The following is a 16,105-nucleotide window of genomic DNA, read 5'->3' as shown; positions in this document are numbered from 1 at the left end:
GCCGGCGGAACGCCGCCTGATGCCCGACGGAAGCCCGCCTGAAGCCCGCCTGAAGCCCGCCTGAAGCCCGGCGGAATGGTGGTGGAGGCCCATGGGGACGCCTGCGGAGCGCCCGCTCGGCGCGATATAGATGTAGCTTGCATTCATTAGGCGATCTAACTTAGTATGTGTAAATACCAACCATCCAGGAGACGAGAGGAATCATGGACACGTTCGACGCCGGAGCCGGAAGCATCCTGCGACAGCCGAAGGCGGTGTGGGCGACGGCCGGGGCCTCCGTCGTCGCCTTCATGGGCATCGGCCTGGTCGACCCGATCCTGCCGTCCATCGCCCAGGGCCTGGACGCCACGGCGAGCCAGGTCTCCCTGCTCTTCACCTCGTACTTCCTCATCACCGCGCTCGCGATGCTGGTCACCGGATTCGTCTCCAGCCGCATCGGCGGACGCCGCACCCTGCTGCTCGGCCTGGCCCTCGTGGTCGTCTTCGCGGGCCTCGCGGGCACCTCGGGCTCGGTCGCCGAACTCGTCGGCTTCCGCGCCGGCTGGGGACTGGGCAACGCCCTCTTCGTCTCCACCGCCCTCGCCGTGATCGTCGGCGCGGCGGCCGGCGGCAGCGCGGCCGCCATCCTGCTGTACGAGTCGGCCCTGGGCCTCGGCATGGCCTGCGGCCCCCTGCTGGGCGCGCTGCTCGGCGACGCCAGCTGGCGCTACCCGTTCTTCGGCACCGCGTTCCTGATGGCGATCGGCTTCCTGTGCATCACGGCGTTCCTGAAGGAGCAGCCCAAGCCGGCCCGCAGGACCTCGCTGCTCGACCCGCTGAAGGCGCTCGGCCACGGCGGGCTCGCCTCCGCCGCCGCCTCGGCGTTCTTCTACAACTACACGTTCTTCACCGTGCTGGCCTTCACCCCGTTCGTGCTGAACATGACCCCCTACAAGTCGGGCGCGGTCTTCTTCGCCTGGGGTGTGCTGCTCGCCGTCTTCTCGGTGCTCGTGGCGCCGCGGCTGCAGAAGCGGTTCGGTTCCCTGAAGGTCCTCGGCGGCTCACTGCTGCTGCTCGCCGCCGACGTGCTCGTCCTCGGCTACGGCGACCACACCACGGCCGTCGTCTGCACGATCCTGTCCGGCGCGTTCATCGGCGTGAACAACACGGTCTACACCGAGTTGGCGCTCGGCGTGTCGGACGCCCCGCGCCCGGTGGCGAGCGCCGGCTACAACTTCGTGCGGTGGTTCGCGGCCGCGGCCGCGCCCTTCTTCGCGCCGAAGATCGAGGAGTGGACCGACATCCACACGCCGTTCGTGGTCGCGGCGGTCACCGCGGTGCTCGGCGCGGTCGTGGTCCTCGTACGGCGCAAGTCGCTGACCCACGAGGCGCGGGAGCTGGAGCCGCGGCACGCGACGGAGGACTCGGTCACGGTCTTCGCGAACTGAGCACCGGCCGCCGGCGGGGTCAACCGGCCTCACCAGGCGGGGAGTCGGTGACGTTCCTCACGGGCGTCAGCCGAGCGGGACGGATGTGCGGGACGGGTCCCGCAGGTCCGTCCCGTTCGTCAGCCAGCGCTCCTGGAGGGCCTGGGCGCCGTGGACGCGCTTCCAGGCGGCCTCGTTGGGGGTCATGGGCAGCAGCGGCAGGAAGCGGACCGGGTCGAGGGGCTCGTCGAGCTCCAGGTCCTCGACCAGGCCGCCCGGCTCGGCGACCAGGACCGAGGTGAACGCGGCCCCGGGCCACAGCGGCCCGCCCACGTCCAGGGACGCACCCGGAGCCACGACCACCCCCTCGACCTGCGGGGAGGCCGCGAGCACGGCGAGCGGACGGAGCACCTTGTCGGTGTCGGCGCCGCCCGGCCGGACGGACAGGAGCAGTTCCGCGCGCGGGCCCCGCACCGGATCCGCGACCACCGCCGTGGGATCGCTCATCGGCTGCGCGGACATGCCGAGCGTGGCGTAGCGGACGACGTCGCCCTCGTGGAAGCGCAGCACCTCGACGCGGTCCGCGCCGAGGAAGGTGACCGCGGCGCGTGCGTCCGGCTCGCCCAGCGCGGAACGCAGACGGGCCTCGACCAGAGGAAGAACATCAGCCATGCGGCGAGCATAGAACTCGTCAGGGCGGGGCAAAGCAGCGCCTTGACACTTCGGGTGACTGGTACTCTGGCCCGGACGTTCGGGGCAACACGCGATGGGCATCTCCCGGTCTCCCGACTCCGGGGAAACGCCCGCTCGCCCCGACGCAGACGAGACTCCCTCACGAGGGACCGGCTGGAGGAGGTGGGGCTGTCATGGATCGAAGTCACCCGTGCAGTACCACTCGCTCTTCCCGCCGCTGACATCGCTGCTCTGGCCTCTTCGCCTCCGGCTGGTCGCCGTCTGTCGCGCTCCTCTTCAGCGGAAGAGCACTTCGTTTCGTTCTTTGCCTTGATCTGCCCGATCGGTCCTGCCGGTCCGATCTGCCAGGTCACTCCGGTCTGATTCAGCAGCGAAGCTCGCCACCGCGACGGAGCGGTGCTCCCCGCTTTGTGGACGTGCGAAACCCTTTCCCGGTCCGAAGGGCCGGGAGCCCCCCAGTCAGGACGTCCTCATTCCGGGCAGTTCCATCCGTCGTGGCGGTCTTTCTTTGCTCGTCGCGAAGGAGCCTGCCATGTCGATGATCCGCGACCTCCGTGCCGTCGTCCGCCCCGCCCGCCCCTCCCTGCGCAAGGGGGGCGGGCGTACGGACACCGGCGCCTACGACACCACCCGCGACCCGGCCACCCCCTCGGCCGTCGTCGACTGCGCCGTCTACCGCGACGGCTCGCGCGTCGTCTTCCCGCAGGCGCCGACCCCGCAGGAGGCCATGCGCCAGGTGCGGCGCGACGGCGGCTTCGTGTGGATCGGCCTGCACGAGCCGACCGAGGCCGAATTCGCCGGTATCGCGGCCGAGTTCGGGCTCCACCCGCTGGCCGTGGAGGACGCCGTGCAGGCGCACCAGCGGCCCAAGCTGGAGCGCTACGACGACTCCCTGTTCACGGTCTTCAAGACCATCCACTACCTGGAGCACGACCGGCTCACGGCCAACAGCGAGGTCGTGGAGAGCGGTGAGGTCATGTGCTTCACCGGCAAGGACTTCTTCATCACCGTCCGGCACGGCGGCAAGGGCTCGCTGCGCGCGCTGCGGCACCGTCTGCAGGACGACCCCGAACTGCTCGCCAAGGGCCCCTCGGCGGTGCTGCACGCCATCGCCGACCATGTCGTCGACGGCTACATCGCCGTCGCGGACGCCGTGCAGGACGACATCGACGAGGTCGAGACCGAGGTGTTCTCGCCGGGCCGCAAGGGCACCCCGCGCGGCACGGACGCCGGCCGGATCTACCAACTCAAGCGTGAGGTACTGGAGTTCAAGCGGGCGGTGTCGCCGCTGCTGCGGCCGATGCAGCTGCTGAGCGAGCGGCCGATGCGGCTGGTCGACCCCGACATCCAGAAGTACTTCCGCGACGTCGCCGACCACCTCGCCCGGGTCCAGGAGCAGGTGATCGGCTTCGACGAACTGCTCAACTCGATCCTCCAGGCCAACCTCGCGCAGGCCTCCGTCGCGCAGAACGAGGACATGCGCAAGATCACCTCGTGGGCCGCCATCATCGCCGTGCCGACGATGGTGTGCGGGGTGTACGGGATGAACTTCGACTACATGCCGGAACTGCACTGGAAGTACGGCTATCCCGTCGTCATGTCGGCCATGGTGGCCCTCTGTGTGGGCATCCACCGCACGCTCAAGCGCAACGGCTGGCTGTGAGGGCGTCGCCGGAGCCCCGCCCCGACGGCCCCCGGATAGGCTGGGCGGCATGACAAGCGAGCTGCTCGGAGAGGCCCTCGTCGACCGGACCCTCGTCGAGGAGGCCACCAAGAAGTCCGGCCTCGTCTGGGTCCGGGGCGGGCAGGAGACGGCCGCGCGGGCGCTGTGGCACGTGTGGCACGACGGCGCGGCCTGCCTGGTCGGCGACGGGCCCGGCGAGCAGCCGCTGCCCGGACTCGTCGAGGGCGGCTCGGCCGAGGTCACCGTGCGCAGCAAGGACAAGGGCGGCCGGCTGGTCACCTGGACGGCGACGGTGACCGGGCTCGCGCCCGGCTCCGAGGCCTGGGAGGCCGCCGTCGCCGAGCTGAAGGGCAAGCGGCTGAACGCGCCCGACGGCGAGGCCATGACCGGGCGCTGGGCGCGCGAGTGCCGGGTGCTGCGCCTGGAGCCGACCGGCGCCACCTCGCCGCTCCCCGAGGACAGCCTCGCCGCCCGGCCCGTCCCCTCGCCCGCCACCACGCGCGAGCCCGCGCCCGCCGGACTGCCGAAACTGCTGCTGCGCGGACGCCGGGGCAGACGCAAGTAGCACCCGCCCGGCCCGCTGCCGCTCGCCCCGGTCGCGCCCCGGTGGCTCTCGGTCACCGCGCTCGGCGGGCGGGGGTCAGGACGTCGGGAGCTGCTTGCCGTAGTCCACGGTCTGGTCCTTCGCCGGCTCCTCCAGGGCGAAGTCCTTGCCCCAGGACGAGAAACGCAGCGTCCCGGCCCCGCCCGCGCGCTCCAGCAGCAGCGGGTACGGCGTGCCCTCCAGCGACACGTCCAGCTTGCCGCCGGAGCCGCCGTCGCCGGTGATGCGGACGGTGCGCACCCCGTCCTGCTCGTGGTGGCCGTCGGTGGCCAGCGCGCCGTGCAGCGTGAGCAGACCGTCGAGGAGGAGGTCCTTGTCCGTGAACCCGCTGAACTTGCGGTACGAGGGGTCGCCCGCCGGCACCTTGACGTACTTGCCGTCGAGCTTGTCGGCGGCCGCCGTGTCGGAGCCGTCGCCGGACTTGGCGTCCTCCTTCTTCCAGAACGCCGCGTCCGCCTTGAGGAACAGCTGCTCGCCCACCCGCAGCAGATGGAAGGTGGCCCCCTGCGCGGTGACCGACCCGGCGCCGCCGTCCGCCTTCAGCCGCATGTCGAGCCGGTACGTGCGCCCGCTGGTGACGACGCTGCCCGACAGCCGCACCGCGTCCACGGAACCGGCGGCCGCCTTGGTCTTCTCCTGGATCCGCGCGGCCGGCAGCTTGCCCACCCCGTTCGTGCCCGCGTCCGGATCCTCGCCGCAGCCGGCCAGTCCCACGCCCACGACCAGCGCGCACACCGCGCTCACCAACGAGGTCCGGCGCGTACGGCCCTGGGGAATCGCAGTCACAGGGAGGGCTGCCTTTCTGCGGGGGTCTGCTGAGCGGCGTACGGCAGCGTACCGGGGTCGCGCGGGCCGGGCGGAGCCAGTCCGTCCGGACGCCCCACCAGGGCGTATCCGATCGGGACGGGCTAGCCTGAAGCCCGCACGAGCGGGCAATCGGGAAATGAGCAACACCGGCGACAACGCGCCCCACCGGCGCGCACGACAAGGAGGGGCGGTCATGGCAGCGGGAGCCCCGCGGATCTTCGTCTCGCACCTCTCGGGCGTCCCCGTGTTCGATCCGAACGGCGACCAGGTGGGGCGGGTGCGCGACCTCGTCGTCGTGCTGCGCGTGCGGCGGCGGCCGCCGCGGGTGCTCGGTCTGGTCGTCGAACTGTCCACCCGGCGCCGGATCTTCCTGCCCATGACCCGCGTCACCGGCATCGAGTCCGGTCAGGTCATCACCACCGGTGTGCTCAACGTGCGCCGCTTCGAGCAGCGGCCCACCGAGCGGCTGGTGTTCGGGGAGCTGCTCGACCGGCGCGTCACCCTCGTGGAGACCGGCGAGGAGGTCACCGTCCTCGACGCGTCCGTGCAGCAGCTGCCGGCCCGCCGCGACTGGGAGATCGACCGCGTCTTCGTCCGCAAGGGCAAGAAGGCGAGCACCTTCCGCCGGGCCAAGGGCGAGACGCTCACCGTGGAGTGGTCGGCCGTCACCGGGTTCTCGATGGAGGAGCACGGACAGGGCGCGGAGAGCCTCCTCGCCACGTTCGAGCAGCTGCGCCCCGCCGACCTCGCCAACGTCCTGCACCACCTCTCCGCCAAGCGGCGCGCGGAGGTGGCGGCCGCCCTCGACGACGACCGCCTCGCCGACGTCCTGGAGGAGCTGCCGGAGGACGACCAGATCGAGATCCTCGGCAAGCTGAAGGAGGAGCGCGCGGCGGACGTCCTGGAGGCGATGGACCCCGACGACGCGGCCGACCTGCTCTCCGAGCTGCCGGAGGAGGACAAGGAGCGGCTGCTGTCCCTGATGCAGCCCGACGACGCGGCCGACATGCGGCGCCTGATGGCGTACGAGGAGCACACGGCGGGCGGGCTGATGACCACCGAGCCGATCGTCCTGCGCCCCGACGCCACCGTCGCCGACGCCCTGGCCCGGGTGCGCAACCCGGACCTGTCCCCCGCGCTCGCCGCACAGGTCTACGTCTGCCGTCCGCCCGACGAGACGCCGACGGGCAAGTACCTGGGCACGGTCCACTTCCAGCGGCTGCTGCGCGATCCGCCGTACACCCTGGTCAGTTCGATCCTCGACGACGACCTCCAGGCCCTGGCCCCGGACGCGGCCCTGCCGGTCGTCGCCGGGTTCTTCGCGACGTACGACATGGTCGCGGCGCCCGTCGTGGACGAGGCGGGCTCGCTGCTCGGCGCGGTGACCGTCGACGACGTCCTGGACCACATGCTGCCGGAGGACTGGCGCGAGACGGAGTTCCACCTGGAGGGCGAGCCCACGGACGGGCCTGCGGACGGGACCGCCGACGGGCGCGCGGGCGAGCCCGCGGCCGAGAGGGCCGGCCGGCATGGCTCCTGAACGCGAGAGCGCGGGCCGCGAGCGCGCCCAGGCCGCCACGGGCCGGGAGCGCACCCCGACGGGCGCCACGGCGACCGGCCGTACCCGCGCCCGGCTGGACCAGCCGCGGCCGCCCCGGCACCGGATCCTGCCCGAGTGGGACCCGGAGGCCTTCGGGCGGCTGTCGGAGCGCATCGCGCGCTTCCTGGGCACCGGCCGGTTCATCGTCTGGATGACGATCGTCATCATCGCCTGGGTCCTGTGGAACATCTTCGCCCCGGCGGATCTGCGGTTCGACAACTACCCGTTCATCTTCCTGACGCTGATGCTGTCGCTCCAGGCCTCCTACGCGGCCCCGCTGATCCTGCTCGCGCAGAACCGGCAGGACGACCGCGACCGGGTCAACCTCGAACAGGACCGCAAGTCCAACGAGCGGTCCATCGCCGACACCGAGTACCTGACCAGGGAGATCGCCGCGCTGCGCATCGGTCTGGGCGAGGTCGCCACCCGCGACTGGATCCGCTCCGAGCTGCAGGACATGGTCAAGGAGCTGGAGGAACGGCGCGACGGCCACCGCGAACACGCCGTATTCCCGGCAGAACGGTCGCGGGCACGTGACGTAGACGACCGGTGACGGGCTTACCCGGGCGCCCGCAGGTCGCCGTACCATCGTCCCTATGGCTAGCGAAGACGCGGTGCGCGAGGCACTGGCGACGGTGAACGACCCCGAGATCAACCGGCCCATCACCGAACTCGGGATGGTGAAGTCGGTGGAGATCGGCGCGGACGGGGCGGTCGCGGTCGCCGTGTACCTGACGGTCTCCGGCTGCCCGATGCGCGAGACGATCACCCAGCGGGTGACGGACGCGGTCTCCGCCGTGGAGGGGGTCGCCCGCGTCGACGTCACCCTCGACGTGATGAGCGACGAACAGCGCAAGGAGCTGGCGAGCGCCCTGCGCGGCGGCCAGACCGAGCGCGAGGTCCCCTTCGCCAAGCCCGGCTCGCTGACCCGCGTCTACGCGGTCGCCTCCGGCAAGGGCGGCGTCGGCAAGTCGTCGGTGACGGTGAACCTCGCCGCGGCGATGGCCGCCGACGGTCTCAAGGTGGGCGTGGTCGACGCGGACATCTACGGCCACAGCGTGCCGCGCATGCTGGGCGCGGACGGCCGTCCCACCCAGGTCGAGAACATGATCATGCCGCCGTCCGCGCACGGCGTGAAGGTCATCTCCATCGGCATGTTCACCCCGGGCAACGCCCCGGTCGTCTGGCGCGGCCCGATGCTCCACCGCGCGCTCCAGCAGTTCCTCGCCGACGTCTACTGGGGCGACCTGGACGTGCTGCTGCTCGACCTGCCGCCGGGCACCGGCGACATCGCGATCTCCGTGGCGCAGCTGGTCCCGAACGCCGAGATCCTCGTCGTGACGACCCCGCAGCAGGCGGCCGCCGAGGTCGCCGAGCGGGCGGGCTCCATCGCCGTGCAGACCCACCAGAAGATCGTCGGCGTGGTCGAGAACATGTCCGGCCTGCCCTGCCCGCACTGTGGGGAGATGGTCGACGTCTTCGGCACCGGCGGCGGCCAGACGGTCGCCGAGGGCCTCACCCGCACGACCGGCGCGAACGTCCCGGTCCTCGGCTCCATCCCGATCGACGTCCGGCTGCGCGAGGGCGGCGACGAGGGCCGGCCGGTCGTCCTGAGCGACCCCGAGTCCCCGGCGGGCTCCGCCCTGCGCGCGATCGCCGGCAAGCTGGGCGGCCGCCAGCGCGGCCTGTCGGGCCTGTCACTGGGCATCACCCCGCGCAACAAGTTCTAGCTGACTGCTTCGTCAGGTTCTGGGGGCGGCACGGCCCGCACGCGGGTCCCCGTCCCTTCCTCCGCCTGACGACAGTGGGGGCGCCGTCCGTGCTCGGACGGCGCCCCCACTGTCGTCGGGGCCGGGAGTGCGGCCCGTCAGGCGTACGTCTCGATGTCCTTGACCATGGCGAAGCCGAGGCCGTACGCGCTCATGCCCCGTCCGTAAGCGCCCACGTGCACCCCCTGCGAGGTCGAGCCGGCCAGCACCCAGCCGAACTCGGACTCGCGGTAGTGGAACGGCGTCGGCACGCCGTCGACCGGCAGGGACAGCGTGGACCAGTCCGGTCCGTCGAGGTCGTCGGCGAGGACCCACGCCGTCTCGGTCTGCTGGTCCAGCCAGTCGTCGCGCAGGCTGTGGTCCATCTGGCCGGGCCAGGTGAAGGACAGCAGGCCCACCCCGGCGAGCCAAGCAGCCGACGACACGGACGTCGCCTCCAGCAGACCGGTGCCGTCCGCGCTGCGCCGTACGGGGTTCGCGGCGACGGTCACGACGACCGCGAACTTCCCGCGGTCCTCGCCGGCCGTCTCGTGCCGCACGGAGGGCTCGTCGCCGTGCCCGATGGAACCGTGCTCGACGGCCCCGTCGGCGGCCGTGCCCACCTGCATCAGCCAGCGCGGCCCGGTGAAGGCCTCGTCGAGGCCGTACCAGGGGAAGGGTGCCTCCAGGTAGCCGTCGACCGTGCGCCGCGCGGAGGGGACCTGCTGTCCGTCCTCCGCGGCCGGCGTCTGCGCGACTGCCCGACTCGTCGTCTCCATGTGCCCGGACGCCTCCTCGTTCTCGACGGAGCGACCGGCCCGCCCCCCTTCGGGCGTACTCGTCCGCTCCGCACAACAACCAGGCAGCATAGCCACCCCGCTCCGGACTGCCGGGAATCCACCCGGCGCGTGGAGCGTGCGCCCCCTCACATCGGGGGACGCGGACGGCCCAGGTGGCTCAGGTGGCGTCGGCGTCGAAGGGCGGACGGTCGTCCCCGCCCGGCTCCTCGGGACGCTTGGTCATGTCGACGCGCGCGCCGCCCGACGCGCCCGTCGAACCCGAAGCGGCGGGGGTGTCCGTGTCGCGGCTGTGGACCGCGTCCGTCACCTCGGCCATCTCCTTCTTCAGGTCGAAGCCGTTGCGGATCTCCTTCAGCCCCAGCTCGTCGTTGTCCAGCTGCTTGCGGATGAACGTCTTGGGGTTGAGGTCCTCGAACTCGAAGTCCTTGAACTCCGGGCCGAGTTCGCTGCGGATGTCCGCCTTGGCGCTCTCCGAGAACTCGCGGATCTTCCGGACGGTGCGCATCACGTCCTGGATCACCTTGGGGAGCTTGTCCGGACCGAAGACGAGCACGGCCAGGACGATGATCGTCACCAGCTCGAGCGGTCCTATGTCATTGAACACCTGAAGCTCCTTGCGATGTCCGCGGCCCACGGCCCTCGGCCCTCAGCGGTCGAGTGCGGGTCCTCGGCGGCCCGGGCCGGTCCCACGGTACCTGTCGCACCTGTCCGACCGGTACTGCCCCGAGGCCTCCGAGTGGGTGTACCCGGCCGGTTTTCCGCGTTGTTTGCCTGCCGGCACCGGATTTCGTGGCCCGACCTGTGACGTTTGCGGCAATCGGCGCAGCCGGGGGGGGCGGAGCCGGCGGACCCGCGGCCGCCTCAGCAACCTCACCTCACCTCACCTCAGCCGCCGCCCGAGGAACCGAGGACCAGGGTGAGCGTGCGCTCCCGCCCCGCACGCTCCACCGTCAGCTCCAGGCGGTCGCCGGGGCGGTGGGAGCGGGTCCTGACGATCAGCTCCCCGCCCGTGTGGACGCGGCGGCCGTCGACCCCGGTGATGACGTCGCCGGCCCTGATCCCGGCCCGGTCGCCCGGCCCGCCCGGCGTGACCGGCGCTTTGCCGTCGGCGCCCGTGGCACTGACCCGCGCGCCGTCCCCGGCGTAGTCCATGTCCAGGCTGACGCCGATGACCGGGTGCGTCGCCCGGCCGGTGTTGATCAGCTCCTCGGCCACGCGTTTGCCCTGGTTGATCGGGATGGCGAAGCCCAGTCCGACCGACCCGCCCTGGGCGTCGGTCCCGTCGACGCCGTCGGAGCCGGACCGGATGGCGGAGTTGACGCCGATGACCCACCCCCGGGCGTCGAGGAGGGGGCCGCCGGAGTTGCCGGGATTGATCGGCGCGTCGGTCTGGAGGGCGTCCACGTACGAGACGTCGCTCGCGTCGCCGCTGCCGCCTCCGGCGACGACGGGCCGCTCCCTGGCGCTGATGATGCCGGAGGTGACGGTGCCCTCCAGGTCGAAGGGCGCGCCGATGGCGACCACGGGGTCGCCGACCCGGACGTCGTCGGAGTTGCCGAGGTAGAGCGGCCTGAGGCCCTTCACCCCGGTCACCCGCACCACGGCGAGGTCGTAGCCGCTGTCCCGGCCGACGACCTCCGCCGCGACGGTCTTCCCGCCCTCGAAGACGACGGATATCCCGCCGCCGCCCTTGGCGGACTCGACGACGTGGTTGTTGGTGAGGATGTAGCCGAGGGAGTCGAGGACGAATCCCGTGCCCGTGCCCGACCGGCCGCCGCCGCTGACGTGCAGGGTGACCACGCCGGGCAGGGCCCTCGCGGCGATCCCGGCCACCCCCTCGGCGGGCCGCCCGGGATCCGCGGACGCCTGCGGCAGCCGGATCGGGCGGAGCCCGCCGTTGCGCTCCAGGTAGGCGCCGACGGCTCCGCCCAGCCCGCCGGAGACGAGGGCCACGGCCAGCGCGCCGCCGACCAGCCTCCTGCGCACCCGCCGGCGCCGCTCTCGCGCCCCGCCGGACTCCTCGCCCGCGGACCCCGCCCTCCCGGAACCGCCGAACGGAGACGCCGACCAGGGGTCGTAACGCAGCCAGGGGTCCGCGGGGGCGAGACCGACGGCCTGCGGAGAGGAAGAGCCGGGGACAGGTGACACCGGCAGGGCTGCCGAGGCGACGGGCGCGGACGCGGAAGGAGGCGTGGGCGACGAAGGAGGCGTGGACGAGGAAGGAGGCGTGGGCGACGAAGGGAGCGTGGACGAGGAAGGGAGCGCGGGCGAAGAGGGGGGCGTGGGTGCAGCGGGCTGGGAGGGGAGCGCGGGGGCAGCGGGCTGGGAGGGGAGCCCGGGGGCAGCGGGCTGGGAGGGGAGCGCGGGGCCGGGCGCGGGAGTGGGAATGGGGGAAGGCGCGGGGAACAGGGCTCCGAGCAGGGGTCCCGGCTGCGTCTCCGGGCCCGCGGGATGTGCGGCCGGGTGGGGCGCGGCCGCGTCGGACGGGGCCGCGTCGGACGGGGCCGCGTGGGGTGGGGCGGCGGCTCCGGCGGTCTGGGACGCGTTTCCGGGCGGCGGTGCGACGGGCAGGGGCGCGACCGCCGGGTGCTGCACCGGGGGTGCGGGCGCCCAGGGGCCGGGCTCCCCGTACGGCGGCGTGCTGTACGGGTCGGGATCGTGCAACGGCCCACCCCGCCGCTCCCCCGCGCCTGTGCCTTCGCCCGCGGCTTCGCCTGCACCTGCCCCTTCGCCCGCGCCCGAGTCTTCGCCTCCGCCCTCGCCTGCGACGGCGTTCAGGGGGTCGCGGGGATCCTGGGAATCGCGGGGATGGCAAGCCGGGGAGGTGCGGGGTCGCTCCGGGGTCTCGTCGGCGTCCGGGATATCCGTGTGCCGGCCGACGCCCGGCTCGGGGGCGGTCGCCGGACGGCGCAGTTCGTAGTCACCGTCACTCCCGCTCGCCCCGCTCTCCCCCCTCTCCCCGTTCTCCCAACTCTCACTCCCGCCGCCGTCGCCGGAGGCGGGCGGAGCGGGGGTGGAGGCGGGGGCTGCGGCGGGTGACGGAGTCGTCGGCTCCGGTTCCGGCGCGGCGCCGGCCGGGGCTGCGGGCGCGCCGGTGTCGCGCGGGGCGCTGTTCGGGCGGGGGAGTTCGAAGTCGCCGTCAGTCCCGCCGTGCTCCGAGCCGGCCGGCTCGCTCAGGGTGCTGTCGGCCCGGTCCCGGCCCCCGTCCTGGTCCTGGCCTTGGTCCTGGGCCCGACCCTGTTGGTCCTGATCCTGCCCCTGGTCCTGTTGGTCCTGGTCCTGGTCCTCGGGGCTCCGGCGTGCCGGTGATGGCTGCTGCCGGGGCAGGCTCCACCACTTCGCCCTCGTGGGCTTCCCCTCGTCCACGCTCTCTCCCCCAGTCGAGCCGACCGCGGCGTCGAACCGGTGGCACTCCCCCGGCCCTGCCCGGCGTACTTCGCCGTCGCGCCCGGCTGCCTGGCAGGACGCGGTCCACCGCGATTCAACCAGGTTCGCCGGGCGCGGCGCAGGAGACGGTCAGCGGGTGTGCCGCCCCTGAGGGAGGGCAGAAGTGGGGCTGGGAGCGGACGTGGTGAGAGGGACGGGTGCGGCGAGCAGACCGGGACCGGTGAACTTGGGGCCGCTGCCGCTCCAGGCGCTCAGCGAGACCGGCGAGTTCGTGCCGAGGGGACGTATCAGCGGAGACATCACCGCGGCTCCGGCGACCATGGGCGTGGTCAGTCGGTGCAGGGCCTGTTCGACCGGGCCGCCGGGCTGGACGGGCATCCCCGGCAGCAGCGGCGCGGACACCTCGGTCGGGGCGGTCGGGGTGCCGCCGAGTTGTCCGCCCTGGGAGAGCAGGGGGCTCGCGGCCCGGCGGCGTTGGTTCTCCGCGGCCACGGAGCCCGTGCCGGGAGTGCGTGCCGGGAGCACGTTGCTGCCCGAGCCGGAACCGGCCCGGCCGTCCGCGGTCGTGTCGACGGGGGCGACGCCGGTCATGCCGCCCAGTGCGATCGCGGCCAGCGACACCGCGCCGGCGGCGACGAACGCGAACCGCATGCCCCGCGACCGCTCGGTGTCGTGCCGGTCGCCGGCGCGGCCGACGGGGTGGATGCGGAAGCCGCGGTCCGAGGCGGGCGAGAGGACGGAGCCGTGGTGCCGGGCCGGCACATAGCCGAACTCGAACGGCTCGTCCCGTCTCGTGCCCCTCGTTCCGAAGACGGAGTCGGCGAAGCCTCCCCCGCCCAGCGGCGTGCCACGGCCGTCGGAGTCACCTCCGGCGGGGAGGCCCTGAAGGCGGGCGAGGAAGCTTTCGGAGGGGGTCGGCGGGGCGACCTCGGCGAAGACGTTCTTCAGTCGGCGCTGCGCGTCGACCTCCGTCTTGCACTTCGCGCAGGTCGCCAGGTGGGCGAGCACGCGTTCGCGGGTGTCGTGACCGAGCTCGCCGTCCACCAGGGCCGAGAGCCGGTCGCCGAGGTGCTGCTCCGCGAGGAGCCGCTCGGTTGCGTCGTGTCGGGATCCACTCACGCGGTCGCGCCCCCTCCTCCCAGTGCGGGCACACGGGCCACGAAGGAGCTGCGTCCGGCGCGCGCCTCGGGCGCACGGTGCGCGAGGGCCTTGCGCAGTTGGGAGCGGCCGCGGTGGATGCGCGAGCGGACCGTGCCGAGCTTGACGCCGAGGGTCGCGGCGATCTCCTCGTAGGAGAGCCCCTCGATGTCGCACAGCACGACCGCGGCGCGGAACTCGGGCGCGAGGGTGTCGAGGGCCTGCTGGACGTCCGCGTCGAAGTGGGCGTCGTTGAAGACCTGCTGCGGGCTGGGCTCCTTGCTGGGCAGCCGCTCGGCCGCGTCGTCGCCGAGCGCGTCGAAGCGGATGCGCTGCTTGCGGCGGACCATGTCCAGGAAGAGATTGGTCGTGATGCGGTGCAGCCAGCCCTCGAAGGTGCCCGGCGTGTACGTCGACAGGGAACGGAAGACGCGGACGAAGACCTCCTGCGTGAGGTCCTCGGCGTCGTGCTGGTTGCCGGTCAGCCGGTAGGCGAGCCGGTAGACCCGGCCGCTGTGCATGCTGACGATCTCCTCCCACGTGGGCGGAGTCCACGCCTGCCCGTCCGCGTCGGTGGTGAAGGTCGCGGTCTGGGCTGGGCCGACGGCGATGCCGGCGGAGTGGCTGGGGTCAGCAGCGGTGTCGTTCACGGATTTCGGCCTGACTGCCGATCCGAGAAAGCGCCGCAGCACTCCTCCCCGATCCACAGGCGCGGCCGCACCTCCCCTGTCGGCATTGGTGGTGTCCAGTGGAGCCCCTACCATAGCCACCTCGCCCGTTAGCTCCGGATAAGCGGTTTTACGAGAAATTGATGTGGGCTGACACGGCTCATGCGGCTGCGTCAGCACTTGCTCGGCGCCCTGTCCCACGTCGTGATCCAACCGTGTCCCCCCGTAGTCGTTCCCACCCCTTCAAACGCCCGGTCCCATCTGCGGGTTCCCGGCGCCAACGGATACAGTCACGCCCAGGCAACCACGGGGACAGGAGAGGGTCATTACCGGCAACCGGCAGGCAAGCTGGGCGTTCGCCGACGCCTATGCCGCCGAGGACGAAGCGCTGCGCTGGGCCCGCGACCGGGCCCGTGAGGCAGGGCTGCGCTCGGTGTCGCCCAGCACGGGCGCCGCGCTGCGGATGCTCGCCGCCACCGTGGACGCGAAGGCGGTCGCCGAGATCGGCACCGGCACCGGCGTCTCCGGGATCCACCTGCTGCACGGAATGCGCCCGGACGGCGTCCTGACGACCGTGGACCCGGAGCCGGAGCACCAGCAGTTCGCCCGGCAGGCGTTCCGCGCCTGCGGGTTCGCCAGCAACCGGGCCCGCTTCATCCCCGGCCGCGCGCTGGACGTCCTGCCCCGGCTCGCGGACTCCGGCTACGACCTGGTCTTCTGCGACGGCGACCGGCTGGAGCTGCTGGAGTACCTCGCTGAATCGTTGCGCCTGCTGCGTCCGGGCGGGCTGGTCGTCTTCGAGGGCGTCTTCGCCAACGGCCGCACGGTGGACTCGGGGCCGCAGCCCACGGAGGTCATACGCATCCGGGAGCTGCTGCGGGCGGTGCGCGAGAGCCAGGAGCTGGTGACGTCGCTGCTGCCGGTGGGCGACGGGCTCCTGTGCGCGGTCAAGCGCTGAAGCGCTGAGAGGTCCGGGCCCCGGCGTTGGGCCTTTCGGGCCGGACGGCCGCCGCGGACCCGGAGAACCGCCGGAAAGACAACCGCCCCGGCGCCCAGAAGGACGCCGGAGCGATCGACGGTGCAGGGTCGCTTCGCGTCAGCCGACGACCTTCTTCAGGGCGTCGCCGAGCGCGTCGGCCTCGTCAGGGGTCAGCTCGACGACGAGCCGCCCGCCGCCTTCGAGCGGAACGCGCATGACGATGCCCCGCCCCTCCTTGGTCACCTCGAGCGGGCCATCACCCGTTCGCGGCTTCATGGCCGCCATGCTCGTTCCCCTTCCTGAAACCAGCTCATCGCCAAAGCCGACGGCCCGTGGAGGGCAGCCGCGATCCAGCGTGGGATCCGCGGCACCGGCATCGAACACATTGCTTCCAGGCCATTATCCCGCATCTCAGGACCCGATGACCAACATCGGTCGGCATCGCTTGGGCAACGCGCGCGAGCAAAACCACTCAATTCGGCGATGTGGCTGCGATACTGCGCCGCCGCACACGCTTCCGGGCGCCGGAATCCGTCCGGAATTCTTTGACGCAGGTCACACGTCGGGTCCGGTCCCCGGGCGGTGATCTCCG

Annotated in this window: 15 protein-coding genes; 7 read left to right on the top strand and 8 right to left on the bottom strand. The window is 72.6% G+C overall.

Annotated elements, in window-relative coordinates:
- Positions 1-203 precede the first annotated feature (203 nt).
- Entirely contained in the window at positions 204-1,427 is a 1,224-nt protein-coding gene (locus OG802_RS23400; protein ID WP_329413350.1) for an MFS transporter, read from the top strand.
- Positions 1,428-1,493: 66 nt separating this feature from the next.
- Here OG802_RS23400 and OG802_RS23395 read toward each other — a convergent pair whose 3' ends face one another.
- Positions 1,494-2,078 carry a suppressor of fused domain protein gene (locus tag OG802_RS23395; RefSeq protein WP_329413348.1) on the bottom strand — a complete coding sequence of 195 codons (585 nt, stop codon included), beginning with the start codon at positions 2,076-2,078 and terminating at the stop codon, positions 1,494-1,496.
- 553 nt (positions 2,079-2,631) lie between these two features.
- Here OG802_RS23395 and OG802_RS23390 point away from each other — a divergent pair.
- Both OG802_RS23390 and OG802_RS23385 read left to right on the top strand, forming a co-directional pair.
- Complete coding sequence (locus OG802_RS23390; protein ID WP_329413347.1) at positions 2,632-3,762, top strand: magnesium and cobalt transport protein CorA; 1,131 nt, start codon at positions 2,632-2,634, stop codon at positions 3,760-3,762.
- A gap of 49 nt (positions 3,763-3,811) precedes the next feature.
- On the top strand, positions 3,812-4,348 hold the full coding sequence (locus OG802_RS23385; RefSeq protein WP_329413344.1) for a hypothetical protein: 537 nt from the start codon (positions 3,812-3,814) through the stop codon (positions 4,346-4,348).
- A gap of 75 nt (positions 4,349-4,423) precedes the next feature.
- On the opposite strand, the gene OG802_RS23380 is transcribed toward OG802_RS23385, so the two are convergent.
- Positions 4,424-5,173: a hypothetical protein gene (locus OG802_RS23380; protein ID WP_329413343.1), complete on the bottom strand. Its 750-nt coding sequence runs from the start codon at positions 5,171-5,173 to the stop codon at positions 4,424-4,426.
- Between the two features lie 214 nt (positions 5,174-5,387).
- Here OG802_RS23380 and OG802_RS23375 point away from each other — a divergent pair, with 214 nt between their 5' ends.
- The 3 genes from OG802_RS23375 to OG802_RS23365 are packed head-to-tail and all read left to right on the top strand — an operon-like array spanning position 5,388 to position 8,524.
- Positions 5,388-6,734, top strand: coding sequence for a magnesium transporter MgtE N-terminal domain-containing protein (locus OG802_RS23375; RefSeq protein WP_329413342.1), 1,347 nt, complete (start codon positions 5,388-5,390; stop codon positions 6,732-6,734).
- Positions 6,724-7,347 (top strand): DUF1003 domain-containing protein, encoded by a 624-nt coding sequence (locus OG802_RS23370; RefSeq protein WP_329413340.1) that lies wholly within the window; start codon positions 6,724-6,726, stop codon positions 7,345-7,347. Before OG802_RS23375 ends, OG802_RS23370 begins: the two co-directional genes overlap by 11 nt.
- A gap of 43 nt (positions 7,348-7,390) precedes the next feature.
- On the top strand, positions 7,391-8,524 hold the full coding sequence (locus OG802_RS23365) for an Mrp/NBP35 family ATP-binding protein (RefSeq protein WP_329413338.1): 1,134 nt from the start codon (positions 7,391-7,393) through the stop codon (positions 8,522-8,524).
- A 137-nt stretch (positions 8,525-8,661) separates the two neighbouring features.
- Here OG802_RS23365 and OG802_RS23360 read toward each other — a convergent pair whose 3' ends face one another.
- The 5 genes from OG802_RS23360 to sigE all read right to left on the bottom strand — a co-directional run bounded on the left by OG802_RS23360 (position 8,662) and on the right by sigE (position 14,630).
- Positions 8,662-9,321, bottom strand: a complete 660-nt coding sequence (locus tag OG802_RS23360; protein WP_329413336.1) for a hypothetical protein — start codon at positions 9,319-9,321, stop codon at positions 8,662-8,664.
- Positions 9,322-9,499: 178 nt separating this feature from the next.
- Positions 9,500-9,946, bottom strand: a complete 447-nt coding sequence (locus OG802_RS23355) for a sec-independent translocase (RefSeq protein ID WP_329413334.1) — start codon at positions 9,944-9,946, stop codon at positions 9,500-9,502.
- A gap of 281 nt (positions 9,947-10,227) precedes the next feature.
- Entirely contained in the window at positions 10,228-11,913 is a 1,686-nt protein-coding gene (locus tag OG802_RS23350; protein ID WP_443055454.1) for a S1C family serine protease, read from the bottom strand.
- A 945-nt stretch (positions 11,914-12,858) separates the two neighbouring features.
- The gene (locus OG802_RS23345) at positions 12,859-13,848 is read right to left on the bottom strand and encodes an anti-sigma factor family protein (protein ID WP_329413330.1); all 990 of its coding nucleotides are present in this window, start codon (positions 13,846-13,848) and stop codon (positions 12,859-12,861) included.
- Positions 13,845-14,630: an RNA polymerase sigma factor SigE gene (sigE, locus tag OG802_RS23340; RefSeq protein WP_329413328.1), complete on the bottom strand. Its 786-nt coding sequence runs from the start codon at positions 14,628-14,630 to the stop codon at positions 13,845-13,847. Before sigE ends, OG802_RS23345 begins: the two co-directional genes overlap by 4 nt.
- Positions 14,631-14,793: 163 nt before the next feature.
- Here sigE and OG802_RS23335 point away from each other — a divergent pair, with 163 nt between their 5' ends.
- Positions 14,794-15,492, top strand: coding sequence for an O-methyltransferase (locus OG802_RS23335; protein ID WP_329417334.1), 699 nt, complete (start codon positions 14,794-14,796; stop codon positions 15,490-15,492).
- Positions 15,493-15,630: 138 nt separating this feature from the next.
- Here OG802_RS23335 and OG802_RS23330 read toward each other — a convergent pair whose 3' ends face one another.
- Complete coding sequence (locus OG802_RS23330) at positions 15,631-15,798, bottom strand: DUF3117 domain-containing protein (protein ID WP_003966491.1); 168 nt, start codon at positions 15,796-15,798, stop codon at positions 15,631-15,633.
- Positions 15,799-16,105: the final 307 nt, after the last annotated feature.

The sequence above is a fragment of the Streptomyces sp. NBC_00704 genome (assembly GCF_036226605.1).
In the GTDB taxonomy this organism is placed as follows: domain Bacteria; phylum Actinomycetota; class Actinomycetes; order Streptomycetales; family Streptomycetaceae; genus Streptomyces.
The sequence above is the reverse complement of the archived record's forward strand: the minus strand, read 5'-3'. Positions and strand labels throughout refer to the sequence as shown.